The following is a 26,490-nucleotide window of genomic DNA, read 5'->3' on the forward strand; positions in this document are numbered from 1 at the left end:
CACATTAGGCAAAGATCTGCTTCCGGTCTGGACTATCGAAACTGGCCTGCTTCACCCCTTTTCATGGACGACGTTTTGCGGCCTGTGCTTCGCCCGCCTCGGCGATGGCCTTCAACGACGCAAGGTCGCGCGCCTTGAGTTCCTCGGCGTCAAGGTCGTGCTTGCCGCGAAACCAGTCCATGGCAGCGGACAGAGCCTCGGCAAAGGGCGGTGGATAACCGCCGAGCCCCAGCACCCATTCGCGCACCGTCTCACGCTCCATCCGGCCGGCGGAATAGCGGCCGTGGATGCTTTGCACCGAGGAAATCAGGTCATCGATTTTTTCATGTGGTTTCCCCGTGGCGCAAGGGCCTATTCCTGAACATGGATTTCGGCCTCGGCGACTGCGGCAAGGAAAGCCTTGCGGGCGTCTTCGGGCTGCTTTTTCCCTTCAGCCACCGCCGCGCAGATATCCAGCGCCCGGGTCAGGAGTGGCGCATCGTCCAGCGGCCAATCCTCGATCATGGCCCAGGAGGCTTCCACGGTGTTGGTGATCGTCGTGTACTTGCCCGGCCCCTCCAGGGCGAGCGTGACGCTCTTGCTCCAGGGTTTATCCATGGTCGGCCTCAATCCCGTTTGACATCACACCACCGCAGGACGCGAGCGGACACTGCCGCAGTCTTAACCGGAAACGACCCGACAAGGCCAGCGGCAAGCGAGGCTTGCCTGCCGTTTTCGGCGTACATGCAAGGATTTAAAAGCACTTCGCCACAGCGTCATCAACAGCACGGACTGGCGAAAGTCATGGAATTTTCAAGGGTAAACCGCCTCGGGAAAGCGCCTAGAGCTGGTCGGAGTGAGAGGATTCGAACCTCCGACCCCGTCGTCCCGAACGACGTGCGCTACCAGGCTGCGCTACACTCCGTGACCAGCGGCGCTTCTATAGATCAGCATTTTCGTTTTCACAAGGCGCAAACCACAAAAACAAGACAGTCATTGCAAAAACTTGACGGCAAAAACATCACCGCAGACGAAATAACTGATTTCACTGGCGAACTCCCGGAACCGTGGAAGTAAACCTGCCTTTTCAATGTCGATTGTGCAGGTGTCGCCAAGGGCCGAACGGTCGCATTTCAAGGTGGAAAAGGGCAATCGCTGCCGTGCCGCGTGCAGTGCTCATTGGGACCTGCATGGGCCTTTCGGCAACGCTTATTAAATTATCGTAATTTTCGTGGTGCAGCCGATTTTCTTTCGCAGCATTTAGCGCTAGAGGCAGGACTGAAGCCTTGGGAACGCGGGTGTTGCGCGTTTCTACACAAGCGTAATTTTAGAACGAAAACCCATGGGGACGATAACATGAATTTCCGCCTGATGACCGTGGCCGGCCTTGCGCTGGCGCTTGCCGGATGCACCACCGTGGGGCCGGCGAAGAATGCCGTCGAAGCCCGCTGGAACGGCCAGCCGGCCGGCATCTTCTTTGCCAAGTTCGGCCCGCCGACTTCGGATGTCGAAAGCGGCAGTTCGACGGTCTATTCCTGGAAGGGCGGTTACAAGACCCGCCGCACGCCGGCCGAATATGCCAAGACCACGGACGGCAAGCGCGGCAAAAAGATCGCCAACGCGAAAACGGAATATCTGAGCTGCTCGGTGCAACTCACGGTGACCTCCGACTACGTCATCCGCTCCATCCGCGTTGCTGGCGGCAGCACAGACTGGTGCACCGAATTCCTGACTGCCGACAAGGCGAAGTAAGAGCCGATACGCAGTATGTGAAACCAGGGCCTGCCGGCATTCGGCGGGCCCTTTTTGTTGCCGGGTTCCCTGAAATCGGGGAGCACTGACCCAGCACACCAAAACCAGATTCGTTTGACCGGCAAACCTGCGGGCGCGATGTGGGTCATCGTTTCAGCGAAAATCACTTCAGTTCGACGGAAAGCTGTATTATAGCTTTTGCAAAGCTGGAGGGATTTTTGCGTGATACAACTTGGCAAACCGCCTGTCTTGGGCGATTTCGTGACCGGTGCGATTGCATCGATCACGCGGTTGATCCGTGAAAAGGAATTGAAGCCCGGCGACTATCTGCCGGCCGAAGCGGTTCTTTCGGAGCAATTTCAGGTTTCGCGGACGGTTATCCGCGAGGCGTTGCGTTCGCTGGCCGCGCTTCATCTTGTCGATCTCGGCACCGGCAAGAGACCGACCATTGCGCATCTCGACGATGCCTCCATGGCGATGACGATCGAGCATGGCGTTGTTACCGACCAGATCGACATCCTGCAGATCTATGATGTCCGCCGCACGATTGAGGGGCGCACGGCCACGCTTGCCGCTCTCAGGCGCTCGGAGGCAGAAGCGCAGCGGATCCTCGGCCATGCCCGGGCGATGAGGGACGCTTCCAGCGATCCGGAGGCGATCATGGAACATGACATTGCCTTCCATATCGCGATTGCCCGCGCCTCCCGAAACCCGGTTTTCGCCCTGATCATCGGTGCGTTTCAGGGCGTGACGCGCCAGACATGGCCGATCGGCTGGAAAAGCCGCGCCGATGATGGCGAACGCCACGCGATGAATGCGCTGCATGAGGAACTCGCGCTGGCAATCGTCGACGGCAATCCCCAGGCCGCATCGACGCTGATGAACCGGCATTTCGATCAAAGCATCAAGGCGCTGCTGACCGCAGGCCTCATCTGATACGCCAGGAGAGCCTCCCATGAAAATCACCGGCCTTGAAACCGTGCGCGTCGCGGAGCGCGCCAATCTTCTCTGGCTGCTCGTCCATACCGACGAAGGCATTACCGGGCTCGGGGAAACCTTTTTGGAGCCCAGACGGTCGAAGCCTATGTGCACGAATACATCGCGCCACGGGTGATCGGTCGCGATCCGCTGCAGATCGATCTTCTGGCCGCGGACCTCGTCGGCTATCTCGGGTTTCGCTCGTCGGGCGCCGAAGTGCGGGGCAATTCGGCCTTCGACATCGCGCTCTGGGATATCTTCGGGAAAGCGACCGGCATGCCGATCGCGCAATTGCTCGGCGGCTTCACCCGCCGCGAAATCCGCACCTACAACACCTGCGCCGGCACGGAATACATCAAGAAGGCGACCGGTCAGACGACGGCCAATTACGGACTGTCGGAAGGTAAGGACTATGACGACCTCAACGGTTTCCTGAACAATGCCGACGAGCTTGCCCATTCGCTGCTCGAGGAAGGCATCACGGCGATGAAGATCTGGCCGTTCGATGCTGCGGCGGAGAAAACCCGCGGTCAGTATATCTCGATGCCCGATCTCGACCAGGCCTTGCAGCCGTTCGAGAAGATCCGCGCGGCTGTGGGCAACAGGATGGATATCATGGTCGAGTTCCATTCCATGTGGCAGCTTTTGCCGGCCATGCAGATCGCCAAGGCGCTGACGCCCTACAAGACGTTCTGGCATGAAGACCCGATCAAGATGGACAGCCTGTCGAGTCTCGCCCGTTACGCAGCCGTTTCGCCGGCACCGATTTCGGCATCGGAAACGCTGGGATCACGCTGGGCATTCCGCGATCTCCTGGAAACCGGTGCGGCAGGCGTCATGATGCTCGACATATCCTGGTGCGGCGGCCTTTCGGAAGCGCGCAAGATCGCTTCCATGGCCGAGGCCTGGCATCTGCCGGTGGCGCCGCACGATTGCACCGGGCCGGTGGTGCTCTGCGCTTCCACCCACCTGTCGCTCAATGCGCCGAATGCGCTCGTCCAGGAAAGCGTGCGGGCCTTTTATCGCACCTGGTACCGGGATCTGGTGACAGCCCTGCCGGAGGTGAAAAACGGGATGATCACCGTTCCGCCGGGTCCGGGCCTTGGCATGGAGCTCAACCCGGACCTGGACCGGGCCTTTACAGTCAGCCGCCGCCTTTCGGATGCGGCCAGCCTGTAGCACAAACAGAAAGACATATTGGGAGGCTTACCGTGACGAATATTGATACCCGCAGCGCCGGTTGGGGAGCATCAGTGATGGCGGGCCCCATGATCATGCTGCTCGGCATGCTGATGTTTGCGCTGAACGACGCCATGGGCAAATGGCTGGTGGCGAGCTACGGCCTTGGACAGGTGATCCTGATCCGCAGCCTGGCAGCCCTCGTCATTCTGGCGCCGCTCCTCTGGCAGGCGGGCCTGAAGTCGATCACCTCGGCCGAGCAGCCCTGGATGCAGTTTGCCCGCGTCGTGTTTTCCACCCTGGAGGTCTTCTGCTTCTACTATGCGGTCATGTATCTGCCGCTGGCCGATGTCATGACCTACTGGTTGGCGGCACCGATCTATGTTGCGGCCGCCTCTCCTTTTCTGCTCGGGGAAAAAGTCGGCTGGCGGCGCTGGTGCGCCATCGCTGCCGGTTTCGTGGGCGTCATCATCACGCTGGAGCCGTCGACGGCAATGTTCACCATGCCGGCCCTTATCTCGATCGTCGGCAGCGGCGCCTTTGCCTTCATGCTCCTCTCGGGCCGAGGCCTGCGCAACACGCCGGACAAGACGCTGGTGTTCTTCCAGGTCGCAGGCGCAGGCCTTGCGGGTCTTGCCTTTGCGCCCTTCGACTGGTCGCCGATTTCATCCGGTCTGGATTTGGCATTGCTCGGGCTGCTCGGCATTGTCGCCATGGCTGCCCATATGCTGGTCAATCGCGCGTTGAAGATTTCAGACGCGGCGACGGTCGCACCCCTGCAATACACGCTTCTGCTTTGGGCTGTGGTGTTCGGGTGGATGTTCTTCGGCGATGTGCCACGGCTTGGCATGATGGCCGGAGCGGCCCTGATCGTTGCCTCCGGTTTGTTCATCTTCTTTCGTGAGCGGCAACTGAAGAAGCGCGAAACGGTCCTGCCTGCGGTTCCGGAGTAATATTCACTCCGGAAGGCGATAGGCCAGGCGTGAAAAAAGGGGCCGGATATTTCTACCCGGCCCCCTGTTATGTCTAGGCAAGCCGAAGTTTACTTACGGATCGCTGCAAGCTCGGCAATGATGGCATCAACCACCTCGGCGCCGATTTCGGCCTTGTGCTTTTCATAGACGACCATCGACTTTTCGCGAATGCGGGCCTGCTCTTCGGCGGACAGAACATTCACTTCCAGGCCGGCTGCCTTGATCTTTTCAAGCGACGTCTTGTTGAGTTCCTGGATGACCTTGCGTTCCTCGTCACGGCCAACAACCGCGCATTCGCGCAGAGCTGCCTGTTCTTCCGGCGTATAGGTATCGAAGATCGCCTTCGAGAAGAGCAAAAGGAACGGCGTATAGGCGTGGTTCGTCTCGGTGATGTACTTCTGCACCTCGAAGAACTTCGACGTGTCGATCGTCACATAGGGATTTTCCTGCGCGTCGATCGCATTGGTTTCCAGAGCCGAGAAGACTTCACCGAAGGCCATTGGCGTTGCATTTGCGCCAAGGTTCTGGAAGGTGTCGAGGAAGATGTTGTTCTGCATGACGCGAACCTTCATGCCCTCGAAGTCTTCCCACTTGGTGACCGGCCGAACCGAGTTCGACAGGTTGCGGAAACCGTTCTCCCAATAGGCGAGATTGACGAGGCCGGCCGCTTCCAGCTTCTCGTTCATCATGTCGCCGAACTTGCCGTCCAGCACCTGATAGGCTTCCTGTGGCGTGGCGAACAGGAACGGCAGGTCGAAGACGCCGAGTGCCGGGATGATGCCGACCAGCGGCGATGACGAGGTTACGACGCCTTCCTGGACGCCCGAGCGCAGGGCCTGGGTTGCCTGAAGGTCGCCGCCGAGTGCGCCGCCCCAGAAGGCGGTGATCTTCAGCTTGCCGCCGGACTTTTCATCGAGGCAGGTCTGCATGGCCTTGATGCCATTGCCGACCGGATGGTCGGCATTGATGCCGTTTGAAATACGGATGTTGCGATCATTGAATTCGGCAAAAGCCGGGATCGCCGACGAGAGGGCGAAGGCAATCGCGGTGGTGGCTAGAAGCAGTTTTCTCATAATATCCTCCCTGGATGGTTGAGTGAGACTGTTTGGCTCGCCGGCAGTTAACGCAGCCATTGAGCAGGCACGATGACGATGTCCGGAAACAACACCAGCATGAAAAGGACAAAAACCTGTGCGGCGAGGAACGGCAACACGCCGATCGTGACCTTGCCAAGCGGGACGCGGCCCACGCCGCTGACGACGTTGAGAACAACGCCGACGGGTGGTGTCAGAAGGCCGATGCAGCAGTTCATAATGAACATCACACCGAAATAGACAGGGTCAATGCCGGCCTGCTTGATAATCGGCATCAGGACCGGCGTCAGGATCAGGATGGTCGGCGTCAGGTCAAGCGCGGTGCCCACGATGAGGACGAGGATCATGATGGCGAACATCAGCAGGATCGGACGGTCGATCAGCGGCTCGATATAGCCGGTGATTTCAGCCGGAATATTCGCGGCGGTAATCAACCAAGCGGACACGAGTGCGGCGCAGACCAGGAACATCACCACGGAGGTGGTCTTTGCCGCCTGAAGGATGACGCGCGGCAGATCCCGCAGGTTCAATTCCCGGTAGATGAACACGCCGACGAACAGCGCATAGGCGGCGGCGACCACGGCGGCTTCCGTCGGCGTGACGACGCCGGCCTTGATGCCGCCCAGAATGATGACAGGCATGCCGAGCGCCCAAAGGGCCCGAGCCGTAACCCGCATGCGTTCCTTCATCGGCGTCTTCGGCAGCGCCTGAACATTGTCCTTTCGAACGACGATCAGCCACGTCACGATCAAGGCCACGCCCATCAGAAGGCCGGGCACGATGCCAGCCATGAAAAGCTGCGTGATCGACACATTGGCGGCCACGCCGAAGACGATGAACGCCATCGACGGCGGAATGACGGGCGCGATAATGCCGCCGGCTGCAATCAGACCGGCCGATCGCGGCACGTTGTAGCCGGCCGTGGCCATCATCGGGATCAAGATGGCGGCGAGTGCGGCCGTATCGGCAGCGGCCGATCCGGAAATGCTCGCCATGATGATGGCGGCCATGATGGCAACAATGCCAAGACCGCCGCGAATATGGCCGACGCAGGCAATGGCGAATTCGATGATGCGGCGCGACAGGCCACCGGCATTCATCAGTTCGCCAGCGAGAATGAAGAAGGAATCGCCAGAAGCGTGAAGGTATCGGCGCCCCCGATCATGTTCTGCGCGATGATCTGCGTGTTGAACATGCCCATGAACCACATGAGCACGACGCCGCAGAACATCAGCGAGAAGGCGACCGGAACGCCAATGGCCATGGCGCCGACAAGGGAGCCGATGAAAACAAGCAAGGTCATTGGCTGCGCTCCGCCATCTGCTCGGCAGTCAGGTTTTCGCCGGCAAAGGCTGCGATTTCATCTTCGGTCACCCTGCCCGTCAGCAATCGGAACAAGCGTTCAAGGGCAATAACGACAATGCCCGCACCGGTGAAGAAGCCGACGCCATAGACCCAGATCATCGAGATCTTGGTGACCGGCGCGTCCATGCTGGCGTTGATCGGGTACTGCTTCCAGGTTCCCCAGAAGAAGATTGCGGAAACGCCGATGATGATGATGTTCGACAGGATCATGCAGAGGATTCGCCCTTTGCGCCCGAAGAGGGCAACAAGCGTTTCCACCCCGACATGCGCATGCTCGCGAAATGCAACGACAGCGCCGATGAACGTCACCCAGACAAAAAAGTAGCGCGACAGCTCGTCCGAAATATTGAGGCCGGAATTGAAGGCGTAACGCATGACGACATTGACGAACACCATGATTGCCATGCCGGACAACAGCACAATGAGCAGGAATTCAAGAAAACGGAAAAAGAGATCTGTCACCTTCTGCATGACTTACGCCTTCTCCAAAAGGCCGCGGCCGGCCAGATTGCGGATAAGAGCGCCTGTGCCGAAGGTCCATTCCGGGCAAACATCGCTGCGCTCTACCCAGTTAACTAGGCGGCCGAGCCTGCTTGTCGAGATTTCAACGCGGTCGCCGATTTCGTGCGTAAAGCCCTGACCCGCCCCACGCCGATCCTTGACCGGAGCAAACATCGTGCCGAGGAAAAGAACGGCGCCATCGGGATATTGATGATTGCGGTTGCGAAGCTGCGAGGCCAGGTTTTCCGGTGAACGGCTGATGGCCTCCATCGGGCTTTCGCCCGACATTTCAAAACCGTCTTCGCCATGAACCGTCAGCGCAACACGGACGCGGCTCAAATCTTCCATAGTGAATGTGGCGTCGAAAAGCCGGATGAACGGGCCGATCGAGCAGGAGGCGTTGTTGTCCTTGGCCTTGCCGAGCAGCAGCGCCGAGCGTCCCTCGACGTCACGCAGATTGACGTCATTGCCAAGACTGGCGCCGACGATCGTCCCATCGGAGCGCAGCACAAGCACAACTTCCGGCTCCGGGTTGTTCCACTGGGAAATCGGATGGATGCCGACCAGCGCACCGCAGCCGACCGAGGACATGGGCTGGGACTTGGTGAAAATTTCAGCGTCGGGGCCGATACCGACTTCCAGATATTGCGACCAGAGGCCCATATCCTGCAGCAGCGCCTTGACCTTGGCGGCCTGTTCCGAACCGGCGACGAGGCCGCGAAGACTGTCACCAAGGACCGGAGCGAGTTTGCCACGAATGGCCTGGGCCCGGAGCGGATCGCCCTTGGCCTGTTCTTCGATGACACGTTCCAGCATGCTGTCGGCAAAGGTCACGCCGGCCGCCTTGACTGCCTGCAGATCGATCGGGGCAAGGACCGTACCGTTTTCACCGGAGAGGAAGCTGTCGAGGGAGCCAATATCCGGCAGGCCGGAGGCGTTGCGCAGCACAGCGACAAGATTTTCCGTTTCGAGGAGGCCTGACATGGTGGCGCGAATGCCTGTCAGGTCCAGAACGCGACCGCCTGTGATCATCACGGGGCACGGGCCGGCATTTGCCTTTGACCAGACTCGTCCGACCAGAAGAGCATCGGCGGCATCATCCGGCAAGATGGATTCGGCATGCAGCATACGTTCAGGAATCAAATCTCGTCCTCCCAGTCCGACAAACCTGCCCTCCAGCACAGCTTGCCCTATTGTCAGGATGTCTGACAACGCTCCGCGTGTCTTTCTAGTATGACTTTTCCCACCTGTCCAGAGCAGAAGATCCGCAGCCCGCTAAAACCTGCAGGCGAATTCCTCTGCGCCAGCCCCTCAGGATATTTCGAGCGTCAGGTCCAGTCGCGCGGCCGCTCCAATGAGGTGGCTGCGCATGGCGGCGCGGGCCTTCATCGGGTCCCGCGTTACCACGGCGTCGCGGATGGCGACGTGTTCTGCGATCGTGGTTTCGACGATTTCCTCAAGCACGGCAGCAGCGCGTGCCGCGTTAATGGCAAGACTGATGCGCTCGGCGATAAAGCCGACGAACAGCGGAAAATACTCGTTGCGGGTGGCTATCGCCAAAGCCCGGTGAAAAGCGAGATCGGCAACGATTCCCTGGTCCGTCCATTTCTCGGCGCCGGTCATCCGCGCAAGCGCGTCGTCCAGTTTTTTCAGATCGTCATCGTTGTGATGAACGGCAGCAAGGCCAGCGGCTTCGATTTCCAGCGGCATGCGCAACTGGAAGAGGCTGCGGAAGGTCTCGCGATCACTCAGTGCGGTCTGCTCGATACGAATAGCGCCTCGGCCCTGAGCCTCCAGAACGAAGGCGCCGACACCCTGGCGTGTCTCCACCAGTCCCTCGTTGCGCAACTGGGCGATGGCTTCGCGCACCACGGACCTGCTGACGCCGAAGGTCTTGGCAAGAAGATGCTCGGTCGGCAGCCTTTCGCCAGGCGCGATGCGGCCTTCCGTGATTTCCTTGCCGATATGGCCGGCAATGCGCGCCGGGAGATGCTCGTTCCGTCTGATCTGGCTGAAGTCCGCCGTCATGCCATTGTCCGTTCCTGATGATGCCAGACTATTCTACGATATGGCGGGGAAATTCAATTGGCAGCCGGGGTTCATGACCATGGATGGATCGATGGCCTGCTTCAGGGCCGTGAGCAAGGTGCGCCGGGTAGGATCAAGCCGCTGTTCGAAATCGGCGCGCTTGAGGCGACCGATGCCGTGCTCGGCGCTGATGCTGCCATCGTACCTGTCCAGAACCTGGTTCACGACCGTCTTTGCCTTGTAGATCCGGCTGGCTGCGTCCTCCGGTGAACAGCCTGCCGGTGGCAGGACATTGAGATGCACATTGCCGTCGCCCACATGGCCGTAGGACACGCTGATGCAGTCGGGAAGCGCATCCGTGACAGCCTGTTCGGCGTCGCGCACGAAATCGGCAAGACGGGAGAGCGGCACGGAAATGTCCGTTCGCATATGGGGGCCGCGCTTGGCCTGTCCCTCGTTCATGCCTTCGCGGAAAAGCCAGAGATTGCGGGCCTGCGCCTGCGAGGCGGCGATGACACCATCAACGACAAGACCGTCCTCCATGACGCCCGTGAGGAAACGCTCCATCAGATCGGCGATATCGACAAGACCGGAGCCGGAAATCTCCATAAGCACATAGGCCGGATAGTCTCCGGCAATCGGCATGGGCAAGTCGGGGATTGCTTCCCGCGCAAGGACGAAGGTGAGCGGCGGCATGAATTCGAAGGCCGACATCAGGTCGCAGCAATCGCGCCGGGCGCGGCGGTAGAGCTTGATCGCATCATCGAGCGAGGCAAGCCCCAGCAAGGCGGTCGCCACCTGATCGGGGAACGGCGTCAGCTTGATTGACACGGCGGTGATGATGCCGAGCGTGCCCTCGGCACCGATGAAAAGCTGCTTCAGGTCGATGCCGCGATTGTCCTTGCGCAGGGTCGATAGGCCATTGAAAATCGAACCATCGGGCAGCACCACCTCCAGGCCGAGGACCAGTTCGCGCGTCATGCCGTAGCGCAATACGTTGATGCCGCCCGCATTGGTGGAGACATTGCCGCCGATGCGGCAGGAGCCCTGGGCACCAAGCGCCAGGGGAAATACATATCCTTTTCGGCAACGGCATCCTTCACATCTGACAGGATGCAACCGGCTTCGACCACGGCCGAAAAGTCATCCGCATCGATATTGCGAATGGTGGTCATGCGCTCGAGGCTCAAAACCACCTGGTTGGCCGGCTGATCGGGAATACCGCCCAGCACCAGTCCGGTATTTCCACCCTGAGGCACGATCGAAAGTCCAAGGTCGAGGCAAGTGCGAACCGCGGCGGCAACGCCTTCGGTCGAGCGCGGCCGCAGCACCGCTATGGCGCTGCTGGTCACGTCCCCGTGCCAATCCCGGCAAAAGCGCTGCATGTCCTTCGGGTCTGTCAACACCATGTCGCTGGACAACGCGGTCCACAGGGCTTCCTGCAAACCCGCAACCGCGCCTGTGACATCCACCCTCATGCTCCGACCTTTCCACCCAACCGCCGCATTGAAAATTGCTGCCTACCGCCGCTGAACGGCGAAGAATTTTCGCAGGCTTCTGAAATCCCATATTTTCAAACCGGCAATATAAGGTTATCAGACAACCTTACAATAGCAATTTCTCGTCGTCCGTCACGGTTCAACCCCAGGCGGTTTGAGGGCGGGTTGAGGAGGAGAACCTTATGCACATCCTGATCATCGGTGCCGCCGGCATGGTGGGCCGCAAGCTTGCCGCGAGACTGTCTGCCGACGGCCAGCTCGGCGGCCAACCGATCTCTGAAATGACGCTGGTGGATGTCGTGACGCCGCAGGCGCCTTCCGGCTTTGCCGGCAAGGTCAACGCCAGGGAGGCTGATCTGTCGGCACCCGGCGAAGCCGAAGCGCTTGTCGCAGCGCGTCCCGATGTGATCTTCCATCTGGCGGCGATCGTCTCGGGCGAGGCCGAGCTTGATTTCGAAAAAGGCTACCGGATCAATCTCGATGGCACGCGCACTCTGTTCGATGCCATTCGGCTGGCCAATGGCGCGGACGGCTACAGGCCGCGCGTCGTCTTCACCTCATCGATCGCCGTGGTGGGCGCCCCCTGCCCTATCCGATCCCGGACGACTATCATACGACGCCGCTGACCAGCTACGGCACGCAGAAGGCGATCTGCGAACTGCTTCTGTCCGACTACAGCCGGCGTGGTTTCCTCGACGGCATCGCCATCCGCCTGCCGACGATCTGCATCCGCCCCGGCACGCCGAACAAGGCGGCGTCCGGCTTCTTCTCCAACATCCTGCGCGAACCACTGGTCGGCAAGGAGGCGGTCCTCCCGGTCTCCGACGATGTCCGCCACTGGCACACCTCGCCGCGCTCCGCTGTCGGCTTTCTCATCCATGGCGCAACCATCGATCTGGAGACGGTGGGACCGCGCCGGGCGCTCTCCATGCCGGGCCTCAGTGCGACCGTGGGCGAACAGATCGAAGCGCTGCGCCGCGTCGGCGGCGAAAAGGCGGTTGCGCTAATCCGCCGCGAGCCGGACGAGATGATCATCAAGATGGTCGCCGGCTGGGCTGCGGGTTTTGAAGCGACACGCGCAAAAGCGCTTGGCTTTACCGCCGAAACCTCCTTTGATGAGATCATCCGCGTGCATATCGAGGATGAGCTGGGAGGGAACTTTGAGCGAAAAACAAAACCGGCCGCATCGGATCGCTTTTCTTGGAACCGGACTGATGGGCGCCCCAATGGTGCGACGGCTGCTTGCCGCCGGTCATCGCGTCGCGGTCTGGAACCGCGATCTTGCCAAGGCGCAGGCTCTGGCTTCGGATGGTGCTGAGGTAGCCGAAACGGCAGCAGCGGCAGTTGCGGCCTGCGATATCGTCTTCACCATGCTGACCGACGGAAAAGCCGTTGAGGCTGTGCTGTTCGATGGCGGGGTCGCCGAAGTTTTGACCAAGGGCGCTGTCGTGATCGACGCCAGCTCCATCTCGCCGCTGATCGCCAGGGACCATTCGGCCCGCCTGGAGGCGCTCGGCCTCAGGCATGTCGATGCGCCGGTATCGGGCGGCGTGGTCGGTGCCGAGGCGGGAACACTGGCCATCATGGCCGGTGGAGACGCGGATGTTATTGATGAACTCTCCGATGTGTTTGCAGCCCTTGGCCGGGTGACCCATGTCGGGCCGTCGGGTGCCGGGCAGATCTGCAAGCTCGCCAACCAGCAGATCGTCGCCATCACCATCGGCGCCGTTGCGGAAGCGATGATGCTAGTGGAAGCCGGCGGAGCGTCGCGCGAGAAATTCAGGGACGCGATCCGCGGCGGTTTTGCCGAGAGCCGTATTCTGGAGCTGCATGGCGCGCGCATGGTAATGCGCGATTTCACGCCCGGTGGTCCATCGAAGCTGCAGCTCAAGGACCTCAACGCCGTCAACGAGATGACCGGTCTGTTTTCGCTGGATTTGCCTTTGACCGAGCAAGTGCGCCAGGCCTTTTCCGACTTCGTAGCGGGCGGTGGCGGCGACATGGACCACAGCGCCCTGCTGCTGCATCTGGAAGCGATGAACACAGCCCCGAGCGGGGAGGAGAAATAATGACCGAGGATAACAAGGGCGCGCGTCGTCTGCGCTCGCAGGACTGGTTTGACAATCCCGATCATCTCGACATGACGGCGCTCTATCTCGAGCGCTTCATGAACTACGGCACGACGCCGGAAGAGCTGCGCTCCGGCAAGCCGATCATCGGCATTGCCCAGTCGGGCAGCGATATCAACCCCTGCAACCGGCACCATATCGAGCTTGCCAAGCGCGTTCGTGACGGCATCCGCGATGCCGGCGGCATACCCATCGAGTTTCCGACCCATCCGCTGTTTGAGAACTGCAAGCGGCCGACGGCGGCGCTCGACCGCAATCTCGCCTATCTCGGCCTGGTCGAGATTCTCTATGGCTATCCGCTCGACGGCGTGGTGCTGACCACGGGCTGCGACAAGACCACGCCTTCCGCGCTGATGGCGGCCTCGACCGTCGATATCCCGGCCATCGTCTTTTCCGGCGGCCCGATGCTCGACGGCTGGCATGATGGCGATCTGGTGGGGTCTGGCACAGTAATCTGGCGCGCGCGGCGCAAGTATGCGGCAGGCGAAATCACCCGCGAGGAGTTCCTGCAGTCAGCACTCGATTCGGCCCCGTCGATCGGCCATTGCAACACCATGGGCACGGCCTCGACCATGAATGCCATGGCCGAAGCGCTCGGCATGTCGCTCACCGGTTGCGCCGCCATTCCGGCCGCCTATCGCGAGCGCGGCCAGATGGCCTATCGCACCGGGCGCCGCGCAGTGGAACTTGTACAGCAGGATATCAAGCCGTCGGATATTTTGACGCGCGAGGCGTTCTTGAACGCGATCCGCGTCAATTCCGCGATCGGCGGATCGACCAATGCCCAGCCGCATCTGGCGGCCATGGCCAAACATGCCGGCGTCGACCTCTATCCCGACGACTGGCAGACTCATGGTTTCGACATTCCGCTCTTGGCCAATGTGCAGCCAGCCGGCGCCTATCTTGGCGAGCGCTTCCACCGGGCCGGCGGCGTTCCCGCCATCATGTGGGAATTGCTGCAAGCCGGTAAACTGGACGCCGGCTGTCCGACCGTGACCGGCAAGACCTTGGCGGAAAATCTGGAAGGCCGGGAATCAACCGACCGCGAGGTTATCCTGCCGTATGATGCACCGCTCAAGGAACGCGCCGGCTTCCTCGTGCTGAAAGGCAATCTCTTCGATTTCGCCATCATGAAGATGAGCGTCATTTCGGCCGGCTTCCGCGAACGCTATCTGAGCGAACCGGGCAAGGAAGGTGTATTTGAAGGCAAGGCCGTGGTTTTCGACGGCTCCGAGGATTACCACAAGCGCATCAACGATCCGGATCTTGATATCGACGAGCGTACGATCCTCGTCATCCGCGGCGCCGGCCCGCTCGGTTGGCCGGGCTCGGCCGAAGTGGTCAATATGCAGCCGCCGGACTACCTGATCAAAAAGGCATCCTCAGCCTTCCGACCATCGGTGACGGTCGCCAGTCCGGCACGGCCGACAGCCCGTCGATCCTCAACGCCTCCCCGGAAAGTGCGGCCGGCGGCGGCCGCGCCTATGTGCGCAGCGGCGACGTCATCCGCATCGATTTCAACCAAGGCCGTTGCGATATGCTGGTTACGCCTGAGGAAATCGAGCGGCGCAAGGCGGACGGCATTCCGGCCGTTCCAGCCGACGCCACGCCCTGGCAGATGCTTTACCGTCGCACCGTGACGCAATTGTCGGACGGCGCCGTCATCGAAGGTGCCCCGGAGTTTCGCAAGCTGGCTGAAAAGCTACCACGGCACAATCACTGAGACTATGCGCTGGGAGCAAGCGGGACCGGTACTGCAGGAGAGATATCTGCAGTCGCCGGCCCGGCGCGGTGCGTTTCAGAAACCGCTTACGTCTGATGGGCGTCGCTTTTGCCCTTCCGTCGGAGATCGACCTTGCAGCGGTCCGAACAGGTTTTGACGCTGTCCCAATCCCGCCTCCACTTCTTGCGCCAGGCAAACGGCCTGCCGCAGGCTTCACAGATTTTCTCGGGCAGATTGGATTTGCTGTAGCGCGGTTCAGTCATGGCTTGCCCCTCCCTTTCGGCGTCTTACGCAACTCTTGGACGCCGGTGACATTGGAAAACGTCGACAAGCTGCTTGAAGCGCGCAAGTAATAGCGATTACGGCGAGGCGGCAACACCGCTTCGCCTGTCCAGGAATAGAAGGATTGCCCCATGACCGAAACAGCTCCACAGATCGATCTCAACTTCCCGCTCACCGGCAAGGTGGCACTGGTCACAGGGGGCGCCTCCGGTATCGGCGCCGCCATCACGGCTGCGCTGTCTGCCAAGGAGCCCGCATCGCAGTCCTCGATATCAATGCCGATGCGGCTAAGGCGCAGGCCGACAGGCTGGGTGATAATGCCAAATGCTTCGTCTGCAACGTGGCCGACGCTGCATCCGTCGAAGCGGCTGTCGCTGAGGTGGTAACGGCCTTCGGGGGCATCGACATCGCCGTCAACAGCGCGGGCATCGCGCTTCTCGCCCCGGCGGAAGAGCTTACGCTCGATCATTGGCAGAAGACCATCGGCATCAACCTGACCGGAACCTTCCTCGTTACCCAGGCTGTGGGCCGGGCGATGATTGCGGCAGGCCGTGGCGGCAAAATCATCAACCTCGCCTCGCAGGCCGGCACTGTCGCGATCGAGGAGCATGTCGCCTATTGCGCCTCCAAATTCGGCGTCATCGGCATGTCGAAGACGTTTGCCGCCGAATGGGGAAAACACGGCATATGCGTCAACACCTTGTCGCCAACCATCGTGCTCACCGATCTTGGCCGCAAGGCATGGGCCGGAGAAAAGGGCGAGGCTGCCAAAAGGCGCATCCCAAATGGCCGTTTTGCCTACCCGGAAGAAATCGCCGCTGCCGCCGTCTTCTTCGCTTCCGCAGGCGCCGACATGATCAACGGCGCCGATCTGCTCATCGACGGCGGCTACACCATTCTCTGACACGTGACAGGCGTCCGACAAAGACAGACCTTTCACAGGGAGCTTATATCTGAAGATCAATCAACAATCCGGACGAAGTCGTCGAAGACACCGTGAAGGGGTTCGTCAAGGCACATTCGGATCTGGTCCCACTCGGAGGCAATCCCCGCGTGATCGTCTCGAAAGCGCCACCGGCTACCGGCAAGGTCGCCGTCACTAAGGCTGAGGCCACCGCTGCAAGGCTTCGCGGCCGGCATTGGTCAAGCCGTAGACGCCTCTGTCGAGGCGTTCGAACCAGCCATAGACATTCGACAGCAAGAGCTTGCCTGCGTCCGGTACTGCTGTCCTTACATCGCGAACACGCGCGGGCCCAGTGGCGAGAGCGGCGGCACAGCCAAGCGCCTGCTGCCGATAGGCCGTCATCAGCGGCACACGCGTGCTGCCGCCGATGGCCGGATCACCACGTCTCTTCTGGTGTTCGCGCATCAGTCGTGACCGTCGTTTCGGATTGGTCCGCGGCATGGGGGATACGGACCCGACGATGACGCTGACATCGCCGCCATCGGATATGCCGAGCATGCCGATGCCCAGCCGCCGGCAAAGGTCGCGATAGCGCTTGTCGGCCTCCCGCCCCTTGCCCCTGGCGGAAACCTTCGCGGCGATCCAGACCTCATCAGAGATGGCGGCCCGGTCGACAGCCTGCAGGATAAGCTCCAGATTGAAGCTCAACTTGAGTTCGCAGATCACGACGATGGACGGATCGTCTTCACTGAGGCCGACAAGATCACACCCGCCGACCTCGCCTTTGACGACATAGCCTGCCTTTTCGAGGAAGGATTTGACCGGAAGATAAAGGGACGTTTCCATGAGCGTGCGTATCAAACCAGAGAATCATTCTGCAAGCATACAAAGTTGGCCCGCGGTGATCACCGCATGACATGACCGGGATCGAATTGCTACTGGCGAGAACCCACCACGAGCGCCTGTTCCGTCACTGCACCAGCGCTCAAGCGCCAAATCCGGTCAATCGGGCAGCGCTTGTGATCAAGACGGACGTGGCGTGGGTGTCGGGACATCGACGGCGTTTTCATTTTGCCACGTCCGGACCGCATGGACCTGCCCCGGTATCTGGTCCCGCAGATAGGTTTCCTGGCCCGGCAGGCCCATCGGGTAAAGCGCATCGCGGCTGGCTTCATAGGCGACGCTCTGGTCCGTGCAGAGGCGGGTGCGCATATCCTGTGGCGCGACGTCAGGGCGGTTTTTGACATCGTCCACGCGACCTGAGGCGGACAGACGTCCAGCGAAGGCCTGCGTCAGATATTGCGCAGACCGCTCATTGCGCTCCCGCTCGGTGGTCGCGCCCAGGAGCACCACCATGACGCGCTTTCCTTGCCGGGTGGCGAGGCCGACGTAGTTGCGGCCGGAGGCACAAAGGAAGCCGGTCTTCATGCCGATCGTGCCCGCGAAACGGGTCAGAAGCGCATTGTTGGACTTGATCTCCTTGCCGTCGATCGTCACGGCCGAGGCCTGAAAGAAGCGGCTGTATTCCGGGAAGAGCCGATCGACTTCCATCCCAAGGATCGCAAGATCGCGCGCGGTCGTCACTGTGCTGCGATCGAACAGGCCGTTCGGGCTGGCAAAATGGGTGCCTGTCAGGCCGAGGCGGGATGCTGCCGCATTCATACGCTGCACGAACGCGGATTCCTTGAAGCCACCGCTTCCGCCAGGGCGACCGCGACGTCATTGGCCGATGCGGTGATCGTGGCAAACAGCGCATCCTCAAGCGTCATCGTCCGCCCGAAGGTGAGGCCCGACTCCAGAAAAGCCTGTTTCGTCGCGTTGCGCGTCATCATGACCGGCGTGCTCAGGGTGACTTCACCGGCGCGAAGCGCTTCGAAAACCACGAGCGCCGTCATGAGCTTGGTCGTCGAGGCCGGATACCAGGGCACGCCGGCATCCTCCTGGTAGAGAACCTGACGGCTTGCAGTATCGACAACAAGCACAGGGGTGGCATGGGCGGGGATCGCCATGAAGAGCGCGACAAACAACGCTGCTACTCGCCGTGGCCGTCCGGCCGATAATGTGTTGGTCATGCGACAGTCTCCTGAAGGTGTTCTCATGCCATGAGGCACCATGCAGGTACAAGTGTTTGCGACGATGTGACGCCTCAGGTCGGGAACCGCACCACTTCAACCCGCGTTCCCGGACCATCCGCAGATATAGCGCGGAGATGGCGCATGCCAACCGCATGGTGGGGAATGAGACGCGCGACGGCCTGACGCCTGATCAGCACGGGGAGGAACAGTGCCGCACCTCCCCCGTGCCATGTTGTCAGCCCTTGACCGTCAGCAGCGGCCGAATCCTCGCCACCCTCTCCACAAGCCCCGCACCGACCATCGGATCGACAACCTGGTCGATTGGCCTGTAGGCCGATGGAGCCTCCTCGTTGAGGCGGGCTTCCACCTCGCCCAGAATGTCTGCCCGGGAGCGAATGCGTGGATCCTTCGTGTCGACAGGCCCGACGACACGGAGGTCGCTACCGATCCGGCCGACGGAACGCGCTTCTTGACGGGAGAGCTTGCGCCCGGCACCGTGCGCCGATGACGACAAGCCTTCAGCATTGCCACAGCCTCTCAGGAGCCAGCTTCCGTCGCCCATCGAACCCGGAAGGATGACCGGTTCGCCGAGCCACTCGTAGGGACTTCCTTGACGTCGCCAACCCCTCGCGCCGTGCAGGCCCCTTGCGGTGCCTGACGACGCCATCCTTTTCCCACACAGTGTTGTGGGGTGCATCGTAGACCAGCCGTCCGGATAGTTCCCGCCCTGCCGCACGGGACAAGGCCTCCACGGCTGCGAGGCCGATGAGGAACCTGTTCACGAAAGCGGCATTGGCGGCATTGGCATGGCCGTCCAGATAGGCCGCATGGAGATCATCTCCGCGCGGGAGGATGCGATAATCCCTTTTTCCCACACGGCTCGCCATCAACTTCTCGCGAACGGACGAACCAACATGCTGGCCGAAGTCCAAAGATCCGGAGTGGACGACAGCAACCACCGTTCCGCGGCGAAGTCCCGCCGCCGATGCGAAGCGGCCGTCGGCGATATCGTCCACGACACCGACTTCAACGAAGTGGTTTCCGCCGCCGATCGTTCCCATGAGCGCGTCGCGGCGATGGATATCATCGATGGCGGCATAGTCGGCAAACCCACCGACGACGCCCGAGCATGAAAACTGCCCATCGTCGCAGGTGCGATCGACATCCTTCCACGCCTGATCGAGATCCATCTTGGCGAGAAGCCCTTCGCGTCCACGAGACAAGCTCTCCAGCAGGCCGGGAATTCCTCGCGCAGAAGGGCATGCCTGTCATGGCCCGTGAGCGCGATGTCCCTGCCGCCCTGGAAGAAGATATGTCGGAGGTGATGCTCGAGTTCCGGCCGAAGGTCGTCCTGCGTCATGCCATCGAGAGCAAGCATCCGCATGCCGCATCCGATGTCGTTGCCGATCAGATGCGGAAGAACAGCGCCTTCGACATCGACGACGACGCCCACAGGCACAGGTTTACCGGGATGAAAGTCGGGTGTTGTGACAACCGCGCGCAATGTTGCGCCCGCGTCGCTGAAGGCTTCGGGCGTCGGCAGCGCCGCGGACAAATCCTGCAGGGCGCGCAGGTGATGTTGCTCAGGCTCATCGCGTGCAACGACGGACCTGACGGAATGACCGGACGCGAAGCTGCTCCGGACGGGGTCTTGAGTGTGGGACATGTTGTTTCTCCGTTGCCATGGTTTCAGCAGCCGCGGCAAAACAGATTGAGACCTTGCTACCGGTCGAACTGTAAAAAGTCAATTTTTCCGCTCGAGGCGGAAACAGCCGCCACCCGGCGGTTGCAAGAGAATTAAACCTCACACTGTTTGCCGAGGATCAAGAGACGGCGGACATGTGCTTCTCTCACCGATAAAGTTCGGGCTGTTGGCCACCCCGTCGAAAGACCTGCATTGCTCCTGTCCAGCAGAAGCGATATCAGAAGCAAGGCGCGGATAGATAACGCCTCGTGGACGGGGATCAGGCACCCCGGGAAAGATTGACCGAGGACCCATGGCCCGCAAGATGAGAGAAGAAGTCTCCTCAGGGGATACCGAGCCGGAGCCGGTGATTTGCCCGCTATGCGAGCGCGTGATCCCGGAGGACCAGAAAGACCTCCATCATCTCGTGCCGAAGAGCAAGGGTGGCAAGAAAACCGTCTGCCTGCACCGGATCTGTCATGATCAGATCCATGTGACGTTCACGAATGCTCAACTGGCCAAGACCTTCTCCACGATCGAGGCCATCCTTGAGGACCCTGCGATGCAGACATTCGTCACATGGGTAAAAGGCAAACATCCAGGCTTTGCCGACTCGGCAAAGGTGTCGCGGCAAGGTTCTGCCCGAGGGCGCAGATAGCAATCGCGCGATGCCTTCTGACTAGGCCGTAGCGCTCAGCGCCGTCGGGTTGCTCTTTGCCAAAACGGACGCGACAGTTCATAGGCGTCCGAAGGCTAGAGCCTGGTGCCTGGCGGCAGAGGGGTGTTCAGTTCGGACAGGCGTCACGACGCTGAATATGTCACCGTCACGCCGCGCTGCCGGAAATAGGCCTGCATGAGTTTCCGGCCCGACCGGTTGTTCTGCACAAGCCGTGCCGGGTCGAAGACGGCCTCTTTCAAACCCGCCCGCGTCAACGCTGCCTTGAGCGCGGCGATATGCACGTCGATATCGGCATTGTTTGCCTGGAGTGATTCATAGATACGGGCTGTTGCATCGGCTACGGTCGGTTCACTCACGATTACACTCCTGACGTTGTTTGGCGGGCGCATACCACATTTTTTGGCATGACCCTATCGTGGCGAAAGATTTCCACGTCAACGGTAAGAATTTCCATTCCCAGACAAACGAAAGTGCTGGAAAACATGGATTCTCGACTTGAAAAGAAGTGTGTGGCTGGGGCGCCTGGATTCGAACCAGGGGTGCCGGTACCAAAAACCAGTGCCTTACCGCTTGGCTACGCCCCAACGCTTGGCAGCGGGGAAGTGCCCGGCCAAATCAAGAGCGGTTTAGCAAAGGAGATGCGCAGCGACAACGGCTAAGTTGGGCCTTGCGCGAATTTCTTCGGATGTTTTTGCAGACTGGGCAAGCAGGGATGCGGCAGCGGCATCGAGGCATTGCCCTGGCGGCGGGTTTGCACAGGTGATTGTTTTTGCGGAGCACTGAGAACCGGCTGCGCAACGATTGACTTCAGTTTTTTCGATTGCGGATATTGATAAAGTCGCGCTCGGGCACATGTTCGAAGGATCGTTACCAAGGAGATTCTGCCATGAAGATGTTCATAGTCGCTGCCGCCTGCTTGTCGCTCTTTGCCCTGTCCGGCTGCGGCAATACGGCGAGAGGGTTGAAGCAGGATGGCGTCCAGAGCAGCAATGCCCTCGACAATGCCTCGCGCAGGATCGCCAACGCAAACACAAACTGATGTGAGCGATGCCCTGCGGTCAACACGGCACGCGGCCAGGTTAAGGCGTTGAAAAGACGCGGCGCCGATCGGGAAATCCCATTCCCGTCGCCTGGTTTCTGCGTTACGGTCTCTGTGTAAACCGGAGACATTCATGAGCCAGTATCGCGCCCGCCCGCCTGCCAAGCCGACCGTTCTTCTGGATGATGCGGTCGTGCGTATCACGCGCTGGGATTTCGAGCCGGGGGCAGATACCGGTCATCACGTGCATGGCATGGGTTATGTCGTCGTGCCGATGACGGACTGCCAGTTTTTGCTGGAGGAACCGACCGGCGAACGGCGGGTGGATATCGCGGCGGGCGCCGCCTATCGCCGCGAGGCCGGCGTCGAGCACAATGTCGTCAATGCCGGCACGGCGCCGATGTCCTTCATCGAGATCGAGTATAAGTGAAGCGACGCATGGACGGCCCGGACTTCGACCTCGATTTCAAGCCGGCGCATGGGCAGGCGGTGACCGTCGCGCCGAGCGTGCAGCGAATCACCGTAAACAATCCCGGCCCCTTCACCTTCCACGGCACCAACAGCTATATCGTCGGCGACCGGTCTGTCGCGGTGATCGATCCAGGGCCGGAGGATGAGGCGCATTTCAAAGCCCTGATGGCAGCACTTGCTGGCCGCGAAGTGACGCATATCGCCGTCAGCCACACCCATCGCGACCACTCGCCGCTCACACGGCGATTGAAGGAGGCGACCGGTGCGCTGGTGGTTGCCGAGGGGCCGCACCGGGCGGCTCGCCCGCTGCATGAAGGCGAGGTCAATCCGTTTGCTGAAAGTTCTGACATGGATTTCATGCCGGACCGGGCGCTGGCCGATGGCGAGACGATCGAGGGAGAAGGCTGGGCGCTGACCGCACTGATGACGCCGGGGCATACCGCCAATCATGCGGCCTTTGCGCTCGAAGGCACCGGGATTGTGTTTTCCGCAGACCATGTCATGGCCTGGGCGACGAGCATCGTTGCGCCGCCGGATGGCGCGATGGCCGACTACATGGCCTCGCTGGAAGCATTGCTCCAGCGCGACGACCGGCTTTATCTGCCGGGCCATGGCGGGCCGGTAACGGAGCCGGCCGCCTTCCTGCGCGGCCTGCGCACCCACCGGCGCATGCGCGAACGCGCCGTGCTGGAACGGGTGCGTGCCGGCGACACGTCCATTCAGGATATGGTCAAGGTGATCTATGCCTCGACCGACGTGCGTCTGCATGGCGCAGCCGCGCTGTCTGTGCTTGCCCATCTCGAAGACCTGGTGGAACGCGGCCAGGTGGAGACCGTCGGGCCGCCGGCGCTGACGGGGCAATACCGGCTGGCGGTCGGCGGAGCGGCCTGATGACCGAGCAAGCAGCCTACGGCTACCGTAAGGACAGCGCCGTCCCCGCCTTCGACGACAGTCACCCGATCATCGTCTTCGACGGCGCCTGCATCTTCTGTTCGGGCTGGGTGAAGTTCGTGCTGCGCCACGACCGCACAAGGCGCTTCCGGTTCCTCACCGCGCAATCGCCGCTCGGCACGGCACTCTATCGGCATTACGAGCTGGATACGCGCGATTATGAGACGAACATGCTGATCGAGAATGGCCGCGCCTTCTTCAAGTCGGAGGGCTCGATCCGCATGGCCGCCGGGCTGGGCTATCCCTGGAAGCTGGCGACCATCCTGCGCATCCTGCCGCGCCCGCTTCGCGATGCGCTGTACGAATGGGTTGCGCGCAACCGCTACCGGATCGCCGGCCGCCGCGACCACTGCTTCGTGCCGACTGCCGAGCATAAACGCCGGTTTCTGGGATGAGCGAGAGCCGGCTGCGCATCCTGATTGTCGGCGGCTACGGCACCTTCGGCGGTCGGCTGGCGCAGTTGCTGGGCGACGAGCCGCGACTGACGCTGATGATCGCCGGACGGACCCTGGCAAAGGCGCAAGCCTTCTGCGCCGGACCGACGAGGGGCGCGACGCTGGAACCGGTGAAACTCGATCGCAACGGTGATATCGATACCGCCCTTGCCGCGCTGAAGCCCGATATTCTGGTCGATGCCTCCGGTCCATTCCAGATCATGGGAGAACGGCCCTACCGCGTCGCGCAGGCCTGCATCCGGCAGGGCATCGACTATCTCGATCTTGCCGACAGTGCCGCCTTCGTCACCGGCATCAGCGTACTGGATGCCGAGGCAAAAGCGGCGGATGTCGCGGTCCTGTCGGGTTGCAGCAGCTTTCCAGCACTTTCCTTCGCCGCCCTTGACGCTCTGCGGCCGGGCTTTGCAGCGATCGCCTCGGTCGAGGCCGGCATTGCGCCCTCGCCGCGTGTCAGGATGGGCCTGAACGTCATCCGGGCCGTCTCCAGCTATGCCGGAAAGCCGATCAGCGTCTTGCGCCAAGGCCAGCAGGTGTCGGGGCACGGCCTGATCGACGGCATCGACATGACGATCGCGCCACCGGGCAAGGTGCCGATGAAGCGCCGGCGCTTCCTGCTCGCCGACGCGCCGGATCTGGCGCTCCTGCCGCTGGCCCTGCCCGGCCTGCAATCGGTCTTCACCGGTGCCGGCACAGAGCCGCAGGTATTGCAGCGCTTGCTCAGCCTCCTGGCAAGGCTCGTGCGGATGAACCTGCTGGCGTCGCTGCTGCCGCTTGCGCCGCTGTTTCACCGGGCAGGAAGCCTATTCGGCGTTGGCGCGCATCGCGGCGGTATGTTCGTTCAGGCCACCGGCAAGGCGCCGGATGGAACGGATATGCAGCGCAGCTGGCACCTGATCGCCGAAGGCGAGGACGGACCTTTCATTCCGGCGATGGCGAGCGAGGCGCTGATCCGAAGGCGGCTTTCCGGTATCCGGCTGCCTCCGGGCGCCAACAGTGCCGCAGGCGTATTGACGCTTTCGGATTTCGAGCCGCTGTTCGCACGTTTCGCCATTGCAAGCGGCATCCGCGAGACGCGCGGCGATGGGACCGACACGCCGCTTTACCGGCGCATGCTGGGTAACGCCTGGAGTGACCTGCCGAAGGCCGTTGCCGATCTGCACGACAGCACCGTATCGCAACTGTTCAGCGGCCGGGCCAAGGTGGAGCGCGGTCGCAACTGGCTTGCGCGGATGACCGGAGCCATCATCAGTTTTCCGGCGCAAGGCGATGACGTGCCGGTCAGCGTGCGCTTCGACCGCGGACGGGGCCGGGAACTGTGGACGCGGACCTTTGCCGGAAAATCGTTCAAAAGTCAGCAATCGGCCGGCGCGGGAGCCGATGAAAACCTGCTGGTCGAGACATTCGGTCCGTTTCGCATCCGGATCGCCCTGGTCCCGCGGCAGGGACGATTGCTTCTCGTCATCCGCGGATGGCGATTTCTCGGCATCCCGCTGCCGCTGTTTCTCGCGCCGGGCGGAGACACCTACGAGGAAGCGCGCGACGGCCTGTTTCGATTTCATGTGGAGATCGCCAGCCCACTCACCGGACTGATCGTCCGATACACCGGCTGGCTGCGTCCGGCGCAGGATTGAACACGCCGAAGCTCCGTCCTCTGATCAACCGCCGGCAATACCCAGAAGCTCGGCGTCGAGTGCCTTGAGAAAACTCTCGGCGAAGGCGGCGCCGATGCCGAGGTCGTGGGGACCATAGCGGGCGGCAACACGCAGATCGACAAGCGTGGTTTCCGCCTCTTCCCGCAGGCGAATCAGCACATCGAAGCGCAAGCCGATCACCAGCGTGCGCCATTCGCCCTGCAGCAGCACGTCGCTCGAGCGCCGGCCGGACGACATCTCGCCGGGCACGATCTGATCGGGGCGTGACAGCGGGATCGGCACGGAGTCCAGCTCGCTGTCACGCGGTTCGGTTTCCGGCTTGACGACCAGATCCTCAAGGTCCGCTTTGGTGTTTTCGACACCCTCCTCCGCGGTGATCGCGACGCCGGTCTTTTCGGTCACGTTGCCCACGCCCTGATAGACCCGGTCGAGCGCGCCGTCATAACGACGCCCCGTCAGGCCGGGATAGGCGACCTGCTGGGCAGCGCGGTCTTCCGCCGTCACTTGCGCCGCGCGACGCAGCCAGCCTTGGGCGGCATCCGGCGGAACGATCCAGGAAGGCGGTGCCTGCGTGTCGGTGGTCACGTCGTAGATCGCAGGGCGGGAGAAATAGGCGGCAAGCTCGACACCGGCAAAGCCGAGCGGCCCGGCGGCATAGACAAGGGCGGTAAAGGCCGCGATGCCGCCCACCGCCGCCACCTGCCACAGCCGCGTAAAACCGATCGCCGCGAGCGTAACCGCAACCAGCGCCAGGACGACGGAGGCGCCGGAAAACGCCAGGAAATGCGGCGTTGTCAGCGGGCCGAAGCGGTGGGCCAGCAACGCAACAGCGAAAAAGCCGAGAGAAAAACGGGCAAGGCGTCGCGCCCAGAAGGCCGCATGCGAGATGGGACGCTCATACTTGATCATCATGAAACGGAATCAGTCCCCTCTCACCGCTGGCACCTGTTTTGTTTAAAGCGGAACGCCGAGCGAGGGAACAGGCAAACGCAAGCGTTGCCACCGCTGCCACGCCGCAAATTCGCCATTCTCGTTAAGCAATTGTGACGGACGGGGGTTATCACGCGTGCTGCCGGCATAAACGGCGCATGTATTGT

24 protein-coding genes, 2 tRNA genes and 8 pseudogenes are annotated in these 26,490 nt (G+C 61.5%); 15 read left to right on the forward strand and 19 right to left on the reverse strand.

The genetic code is table 11. The features are described 5' to 3' along the window. Positions 1–61: 61 nt before the first annotated feature. The 3 genes from P6U16_RS05120 to P6U16_RS05130 all read right to left on the reverse strand — a co-directional run bounded on the left by P6U16_RS05120 (position 62) and on the right by P6U16_RS05130 (position 904). Positions 62–298 (reverse strand): hypothetical protein, encoded by a 237-nt coding sequence (locus P6U16_RS05120; RefSeq protein ID WP_277702861.1) that lies wholly within the window; start codon positions 296–298, stop codon positions 62–64. 53 nt (positions 299–351) lie between these two features. Then, positions 352–597: a DUF982 domain-containing protein gene (locus P6U16_RS05125; protein WP_277702862.1), complete on the reverse strand. Its 246-nt coding sequence runs from the start codon at positions 595–597 to the stop codon at positions 352–354. A 230-nt stretch (positions 598–827) separates the two neighbouring features. Continuing rightward, positions 828–904, reverse strand: a tRNA-Pro gene (locus tag P6U16_RS05130). A 431-nt stretch (positions 905–1,335) separates the two neighbouring features. Between P6U16_RS05130 and P6U16_RS05135 the strand changes: the two genes are divergently transcribed. The 4 genes and pseudogenes from P6U16_RS05135 (at position 1,336) to P6U16_RS05150 (ending at position 4,841) form a co-directional block, all read left to right on the forward strand. Further along, a complete protein-coding gene (locus P6U16_RS05135; protein ID WP_277702863.1) occupies positions 1,336–1,731 on the forward strand; it encodes a hypothetical protein in 396 nt (131 codons plus the stop codon). A 261-nt stretch (positions 1,732–1,992) separates the two neighbouring features. Further along, complete coding sequence (locus P6U16_RS05140; RefSeq protein WP_277702864.1) at positions 1,993–2,667, forward strand: FadR/GntR family transcriptional regulator; 675 nt, start codon at positions 1,993–1,995, stop codon at positions 2,665–2,667. A gap of 19 nt (positions 2,668–2,686) precedes the next feature. Further along, positions 2,687–3,888 (forward strand): annotated as a pseudogene (locus P6U16_RS05145) (mandelate racemase/muconate lactonizing enzyme family protein). Between the two features lie 77 nt (positions 3,889–3,965). Then, complete coding sequence (locus P6U16_RS05150; protein ID WP_277704013.1) at positions 3,966–4,841, forward strand: DMT family transporter; 876 nt, start codon at positions 3,966–3,968, stop codon at positions 4,839–4,841. A gap of 89 nt (positions 4,842–4,930) precedes the next feature. Here the strand turns inward: P6U16_RS05150 and P6U16_RS05155 are convergent, their stop codons facing one another. The 6 genes and pseudogenes from P6U16_RS05155 to P6U16_RS05180 form a co-directional block, all read right to left on the reverse strand. Next, on the reverse strand, positions 4,931–5,935 hold the full coding sequence (locus P6U16_RS05155; protein WP_277702865.1) for a TRAP transporter substrate-binding protein: 1,005 nt from the start codon (positions 5,933–5,935) through the stop codon (positions 4,931–4,933). Between the two features lie 47 nt (positions 5,936–5,982). Continuing rightward, positions 5,983–7,259: pseudogene (locus P6U16_RS05160) on the reverse strand (TRAP transporter large permease subunit). After that, the gene (locus P6U16_RS05165; RefSeq protein ID WP_277702866.1) at positions 7,256–7,792 is read right to left on the reverse strand and encodes a TRAP transporter small permease; all 537 of its coding nucleotides are present in this window, start codon (positions 7,790–7,792) and stop codon (positions 7,256–7,258) included. Before P6U16_RS05165 ends, P6U16_RS05160 begins: the two are co-directional and overlap by 4 nt. 3 nt (positions 7,793–7,795) lie before the next feature. Continuing rightward, a complete protein-coding gene (locus P6U16_RS05170) occupies positions 7,796–8,980 on the reverse strand; it encodes a fumarylacetoacetate hydrolase family protein (protein ID WP_277704014.1) in 1,185 nt (394 codons plus the stop codon). 153 nt (positions 8,981–9,133) lie between these two features. Continuing rightward, a complete protein-coding gene (locus tag P6U16_RS05175; RefSeq protein ID WP_277702867.1) occupies positions 9,134–9,850 on the reverse strand; it encodes a FadR/GntR family transcriptional regulator in 717 nt (238 codons plus the stop codon). A 33-nt stretch (positions 9,851–9,883) separates the two neighbouring features. After that, positions 9,884–11,259: pseudogene (locus P6U16_RS05180) on the reverse strand (FAD-binding oxidoreductase). 272 nt (positions 11,260–11,531) lie between these two features. Here P6U16_RS05180 and denD point away from each other — a divergent pair. From denD to P6U16_RS05195, 3 genes and pseudogenes are all read left to right on the forward strand, one after another. Then, positions 11,532–12,505: pseudogene (denD, locus tag P6U16_RS05185) on the forward strand (D-erythronate dehydrogenase); the annotation flags it as partial. Next, positions 12,492–13,418: an NAD(P)-dependent oxidoreductase gene (locus tag P6U16_RS05190; RefSeq protein ID WP_277702868.1), complete on the forward strand. Its 927-nt coding sequence runs from the start codon at positions 12,492–12,494 to the stop codon at positions 13,416–13,418. The pseudogene denD and the gene P6U16_RS05190, both read left to right, overlap by 14 nt. Further along, positions 13,418–15,201 (forward strand): annotated as a pseudogene (locus P6U16_RS05195) (IlvD/Edd family dehydratase). The gene P6U16_RS05190 and the pseudogene P6U16_RS05195 overlap by 1 nt, the downstream one beginning before the upstream one ends. A gap of 86 nt (positions 15,202–15,287) precedes the next feature. Here the strand turns inward: P6U16_RS05195 and P6U16_RS05200 are convergent. Next, positions 15,288–15,464 carry a DUF2256 domain-containing protein gene (locus tag P6U16_RS05200; protein WP_277702869.1) on the reverse strand — a complete coding sequence of 59 codons (177 nt, stop codon included), beginning with the start codon at positions 15,462–15,464 and terminating at the stop codon, positions 15,288–15,290. 150 nt (positions 15,465–15,614) lie between these two features. Here P6U16_RS05200 and P6U16_RS05205 point away from each other — a divergent pair. Next, a pseudogene (locus P6U16_RS05205) lies at positions 15,615–16,387 on the forward strand (GolD/DthD family dehydrogenase). Positions 16,388–16,446: 59 nt separating this feature from the next. Next, positions 16,447–16,581 (forward strand): annotated as a pseudogene (locus tag P6U16_RS05210) (dihydroxyacetone kinase); the annotation flags it as partial. 1 nt (position 16,582) lies between these two features. On the opposite strand, the gene P6U16_RS05215 reads toward P6U16_RS05210, so the two are convergent. The 6 genes and pseudogenes from P6U16_RS05215 to P6U16_RS05240 form a co-directional block, all read right to left on the reverse strand. Continuing rightward, on the reverse strand, positions 16,583–17,233 hold the full coding sequence (locus P6U16_RS05215; RefSeq protein ID WP_277702870.1) for a DUF2161 domain-containing phosphodiesterase: 651 nt from the start codon (positions 17,231–17,233) through the stop codon (positions 16,583–16,585). 177 nt (positions 17,234–17,410) lie between these two features. Beyond that, positions 17,411–18,049, reverse strand: coding sequence for a hypothetical protein (locus tag P6U16_RS05220; RefSeq protein ID WP_277704015.1), 639 nt, complete (start codon positions 18,047–18,049; stop codon positions 17,411–17,413). Further along, positions 18,046–18,459: a serine hydrolase gene (locus tag P6U16_RS05225; RefSeq protein WP_277702871.1), complete on the reverse strand. Its 414-nt coding sequence runs from the start codon at positions 18,457–18,459 to the stop codon at positions 18,046–18,048. The genes P6U16_RS05220 and P6U16_RS05225 overlap by 4 nt, the downstream gene beginning before the upstream one ends. Positions 18,460–18,697: 238 nt before the next feature. Then, on the reverse strand, positions 18,698–19,024 hold the full coding sequence (locus tag P6U16_RS05230; protein WP_277702872.1) for an RtcB family protein: 327 nt from the start codon (positions 19,022–19,024) through the stop codon (positions 18,698–18,700). After that, a complete protein-coding gene (locus tag P6U16_RS05235; RefSeq protein ID WP_277702873.1) occupies positions 18,981–19,685 on the reverse strand; it encodes an RtcB family protein in 705 nt (234 codons plus the stop codon). The genes P6U16_RS05230 and P6U16_RS05235 overlap by 44 nt, the downstream gene beginning before the upstream one ends. Positions 19,686–19,828: 143 nt before the next feature. Beyond that, a pseudogene (locus P6U16_RS05240) lies at positions 19,829–20,128 on the reverse strand (RtcB family protein); the annotation flags it as partial. A gap of 331 nt (positions 20,129–20,459) precedes the next feature. On the opposite strand from P6U16_RS05240, the gene P6U16_RS05245 reads away from it, so the two are divergent. Further along, on the forward strand, positions 20,460–20,804 hold the full coding sequence (locus P6U16_RS05245) for an HNH endonuclease (protein ID WP_277702874.1): 345 nt from the start codon (positions 20,460–20,462) through the stop codon (positions 20,802–20,804). A gap of 143 nt (positions 20,805–20,947) precedes the next feature. Here the strand turns inward: P6U16_RS05245 and P6U16_RS05250 are convergent, their stop codons facing one another. Both P6U16_RS05250 and P6U16_RS05255 read right to left on the reverse strand, forming a co-directional pair. After that, the gene (locus P6U16_RS05250) at positions 20,948–21,184 is read right to left on the reverse strand and encodes a hypothetical protein (RefSeq protein ID WP_277704016.1); all 237 of its coding nucleotides are present in this window, start codon (positions 21,182–21,184) and stop codon (positions 20,948–20,950) included. A gap of 151 nt (positions 21,185–21,335) precedes the next feature. After that, a tRNA-Gln gene (locus P6U16_RS05255) sits at positions 21,336–21,409 on the reverse strand. Between the two features lie 302 nt (positions 21,410–21,711). Between P6U16_RS05255 and P6U16_RS05260 the strand changes: the two genes are divergently transcribed. From P6U16_RS05260 to P6U16_RS05280, 5 genes are all read left to right on the forward strand, one after another. Continuing rightward, positions 21,712–21,864 (forward strand): entericidin, encoded by a 153-nt coding sequence (locus P6U16_RS05260; RefSeq protein ID WP_277702876.1) that lies wholly within the window; start codon positions 21,712–21,714, stop codon positions 21,862–21,864. 133 nt (positions 21,865–21,997) lie between these two features. Then, complete coding sequence (locus P6U16_RS05265; protein WP_277702877.1) at positions 21,998–22,294, forward strand: cupin domain-containing protein; 297 nt, start codon at positions 21,998–22,000, stop codon at positions 22,292–22,294. Between the two features lie 8 nt (positions 22,295–22,302). Continuing rightward, positions 22,303–23,226: an MBL fold metallo-hydrolase gene (locus P6U16_RS05270; RefSeq protein ID WP_277702878.1), complete on the forward strand. Its 924-nt coding sequence runs from the start codon at positions 22,303–22,305 to the stop codon at positions 23,224–23,226. Continuing rightward, positions 23,226–23,681 (forward strand): thiol-disulfide oxidoreductase DCC family protein, encoded by a 456-nt coding sequence (locus P6U16_RS05275; protein WP_277702880.1) that lies wholly within the window; start codon positions 23,226–23,228, stop codon positions 23,679–23,681. The genes P6U16_RS05270 and P6U16_RS05275 overlap by 1 nt, the downstream gene beginning before the upstream one ends. After that, a complete protein-coding gene (locus P6U16_RS05280; protein WP_277702882.1) occupies positions 23,678–25,372 on the forward strand; it encodes a DUF4166 domain-containing protein in 1,695 nt (564 codons plus the stop codon). The genes P6U16_RS05275 and P6U16_RS05280 overlap by 4 nt, the downstream gene beginning before the upstream one ends. 24 nt (positions 25,373–25,396) lie before the next feature. Here P6U16_RS05280 and P6U16_RS05285 read toward each other — a convergent pair whose 3' ends face one another. Next, positions 25,397–26,305 carry a DUF1499 domain-containing protein gene (locus P6U16_RS05285; protein WP_277702883.1) on the reverse strand — a complete coding sequence of 303 codons (909 nt, stop codon included), beginning with the start codon at positions 26,303–26,305 and terminating at the stop codon, positions 25,397–25,399. Positions 26,306–26,490 lie beyond the last annotated feature (185 nt).

This window comes from Rhizobium sp. 32-5/1 (genome assembly GCF_029537235.1).
Taxonomy (GTDB): Bacteria; Pseudomonadota; Alphaproteobacteria; order Rhizobiales; family Rhizobiaceae; genus Pararhizobium.

Bases quoted from the DNA above. Each gene is read 5' to 3' on its own strand.
- P6U16_RS05200 (WP_277702869.1), bottom strand. From the start codon at position 15,464: ATGACTGAACCGCGCTACAGCAAATCCAATCTGCCCGAGAAAATCTGT.
- P6U16_RS05150 (WP_277704013.1), top strand. From the start codon at position 3,966: ATGGCGGGCCCCATGATCATGCTGCTCGGCATGCTGATGTTTGCGCTG.
- P6U16_RS05165 (WP_277702866.1), bottom strand. From the start codon at position 7,792: ATGCAGAAGGTGACAGATCTCTTTTTCCGTTTTCTTGAATTCCTGCTC.
- P6U16_RS05275 (WP_277702880.1), top strand. From the start codon at position 23,226: ATGACCGAGCAAGCAGCCTACGGCTACCGTAAGGACAGCGCCGTCCCC.
- P6U16_RS05285 (WP_277702883.1), bottom strand. From the start codon at position 26,305: ATGATGATCAAGTATGAGCGTCCCATCTCGCATGCGGCCTTCTGGGCG.
- P6U16_RS05245 (WP_277702874.1), top strand. From the start codon at position 20,460: ATGGCCCGCAAGATGAGAGAAGAAGTCTCCTCAGGGGATACCGAGCCG.
- P6U16_RS05215 (WP_277702870.1), bottom strand. From the start codon at position 17,233: ATGGAAACGTCCCTTTATCTTCCGGTCAAATCCTTCCTCGAAAAGGCA.
- P6U16_RS05125 (WP_277702862.1), bottom strand. From the start codon at position 597: ATGGATAAACCCTGGAGCAAGAGCGTCACGCTCGCCCTGGAGGGGCCG.
- P6U16_RS05270 (WP_277702878.1), top strand. From the start codon at position 22,303: ATGGACGGCCCGGACTTCGACCTCGATTTCAAGCCGGCGCATGGGCAG.
- P6U16_RS05155 (WP_277702865.1), bottom strand. From the start codon at position 5,935: ATGAGAAAACTGCTTCTAGCCACCACCGCGATTGCCTTCGCCCTCTCG.
- P6U16_RS05280 (WP_277702882.1), top strand. From the start codon at position 23,678: ATGAGCGAGAGCCGGCTGCGCATCCTGATTGTCGGCGGCTACGGCACC.
- P6U16_RS05260 (WP_277702876.1), top strand. From the start codon at position 21,712: ATGAAGATGTTCATAGTCGCTGCCGCCTGCTTGTCGCTCTTTGCCCTG.
- P6U16_RS05230 (WP_277702872.1), bottom strand. From the start codon at position 19,024: ATGGGCGACGGAAGCTGGCTCCTGAGAGGCTGTGGCAATGCTGAAGGC.
- P6U16_RS05135 (WP_277702863.1), top strand. From the start codon at position 1,336: ATGAATTTCCGCCTGATGACCGTGGCCGGCCTTGCGCTGGCGCTTGCC.
- P6U16_RS05225 (WP_277702871.1), bottom strand. From the start codon at position 18,459: ATGACCAACACATTATCGGCCGGACGGCCACGGCGAGTAGCAGCGTTG.
- P6U16_RS05265 (WP_277702877.1), top strand. From the start codon at position 21,998: ATGAGCCAGTATCGCGCCCGCCCGCCTGCCAAGCCGACCGTTCTTCTG.
- P6U16_RS05175 (WP_277702867.1), bottom strand. From the start codon at position 9,850: ATGACGGCGGACTTCAGCCAGATCAGACGGAACGAGCATCTCCCGGCG.
- P6U16_RS05190 (WP_277702868.1), top strand. From the start codon at position 12,492: ATGAGCTGGGAGGGAACTTTGAGCGAAAAACAAAACCGGCCGCATCGG.
- P6U16_RS05220 (WP_277704015.1), bottom strand. From the start codon at position 18,049: ATGAATGCGGCAGCATCCCGCCTCGGCCTGACAGGCACCCATTTTGCC.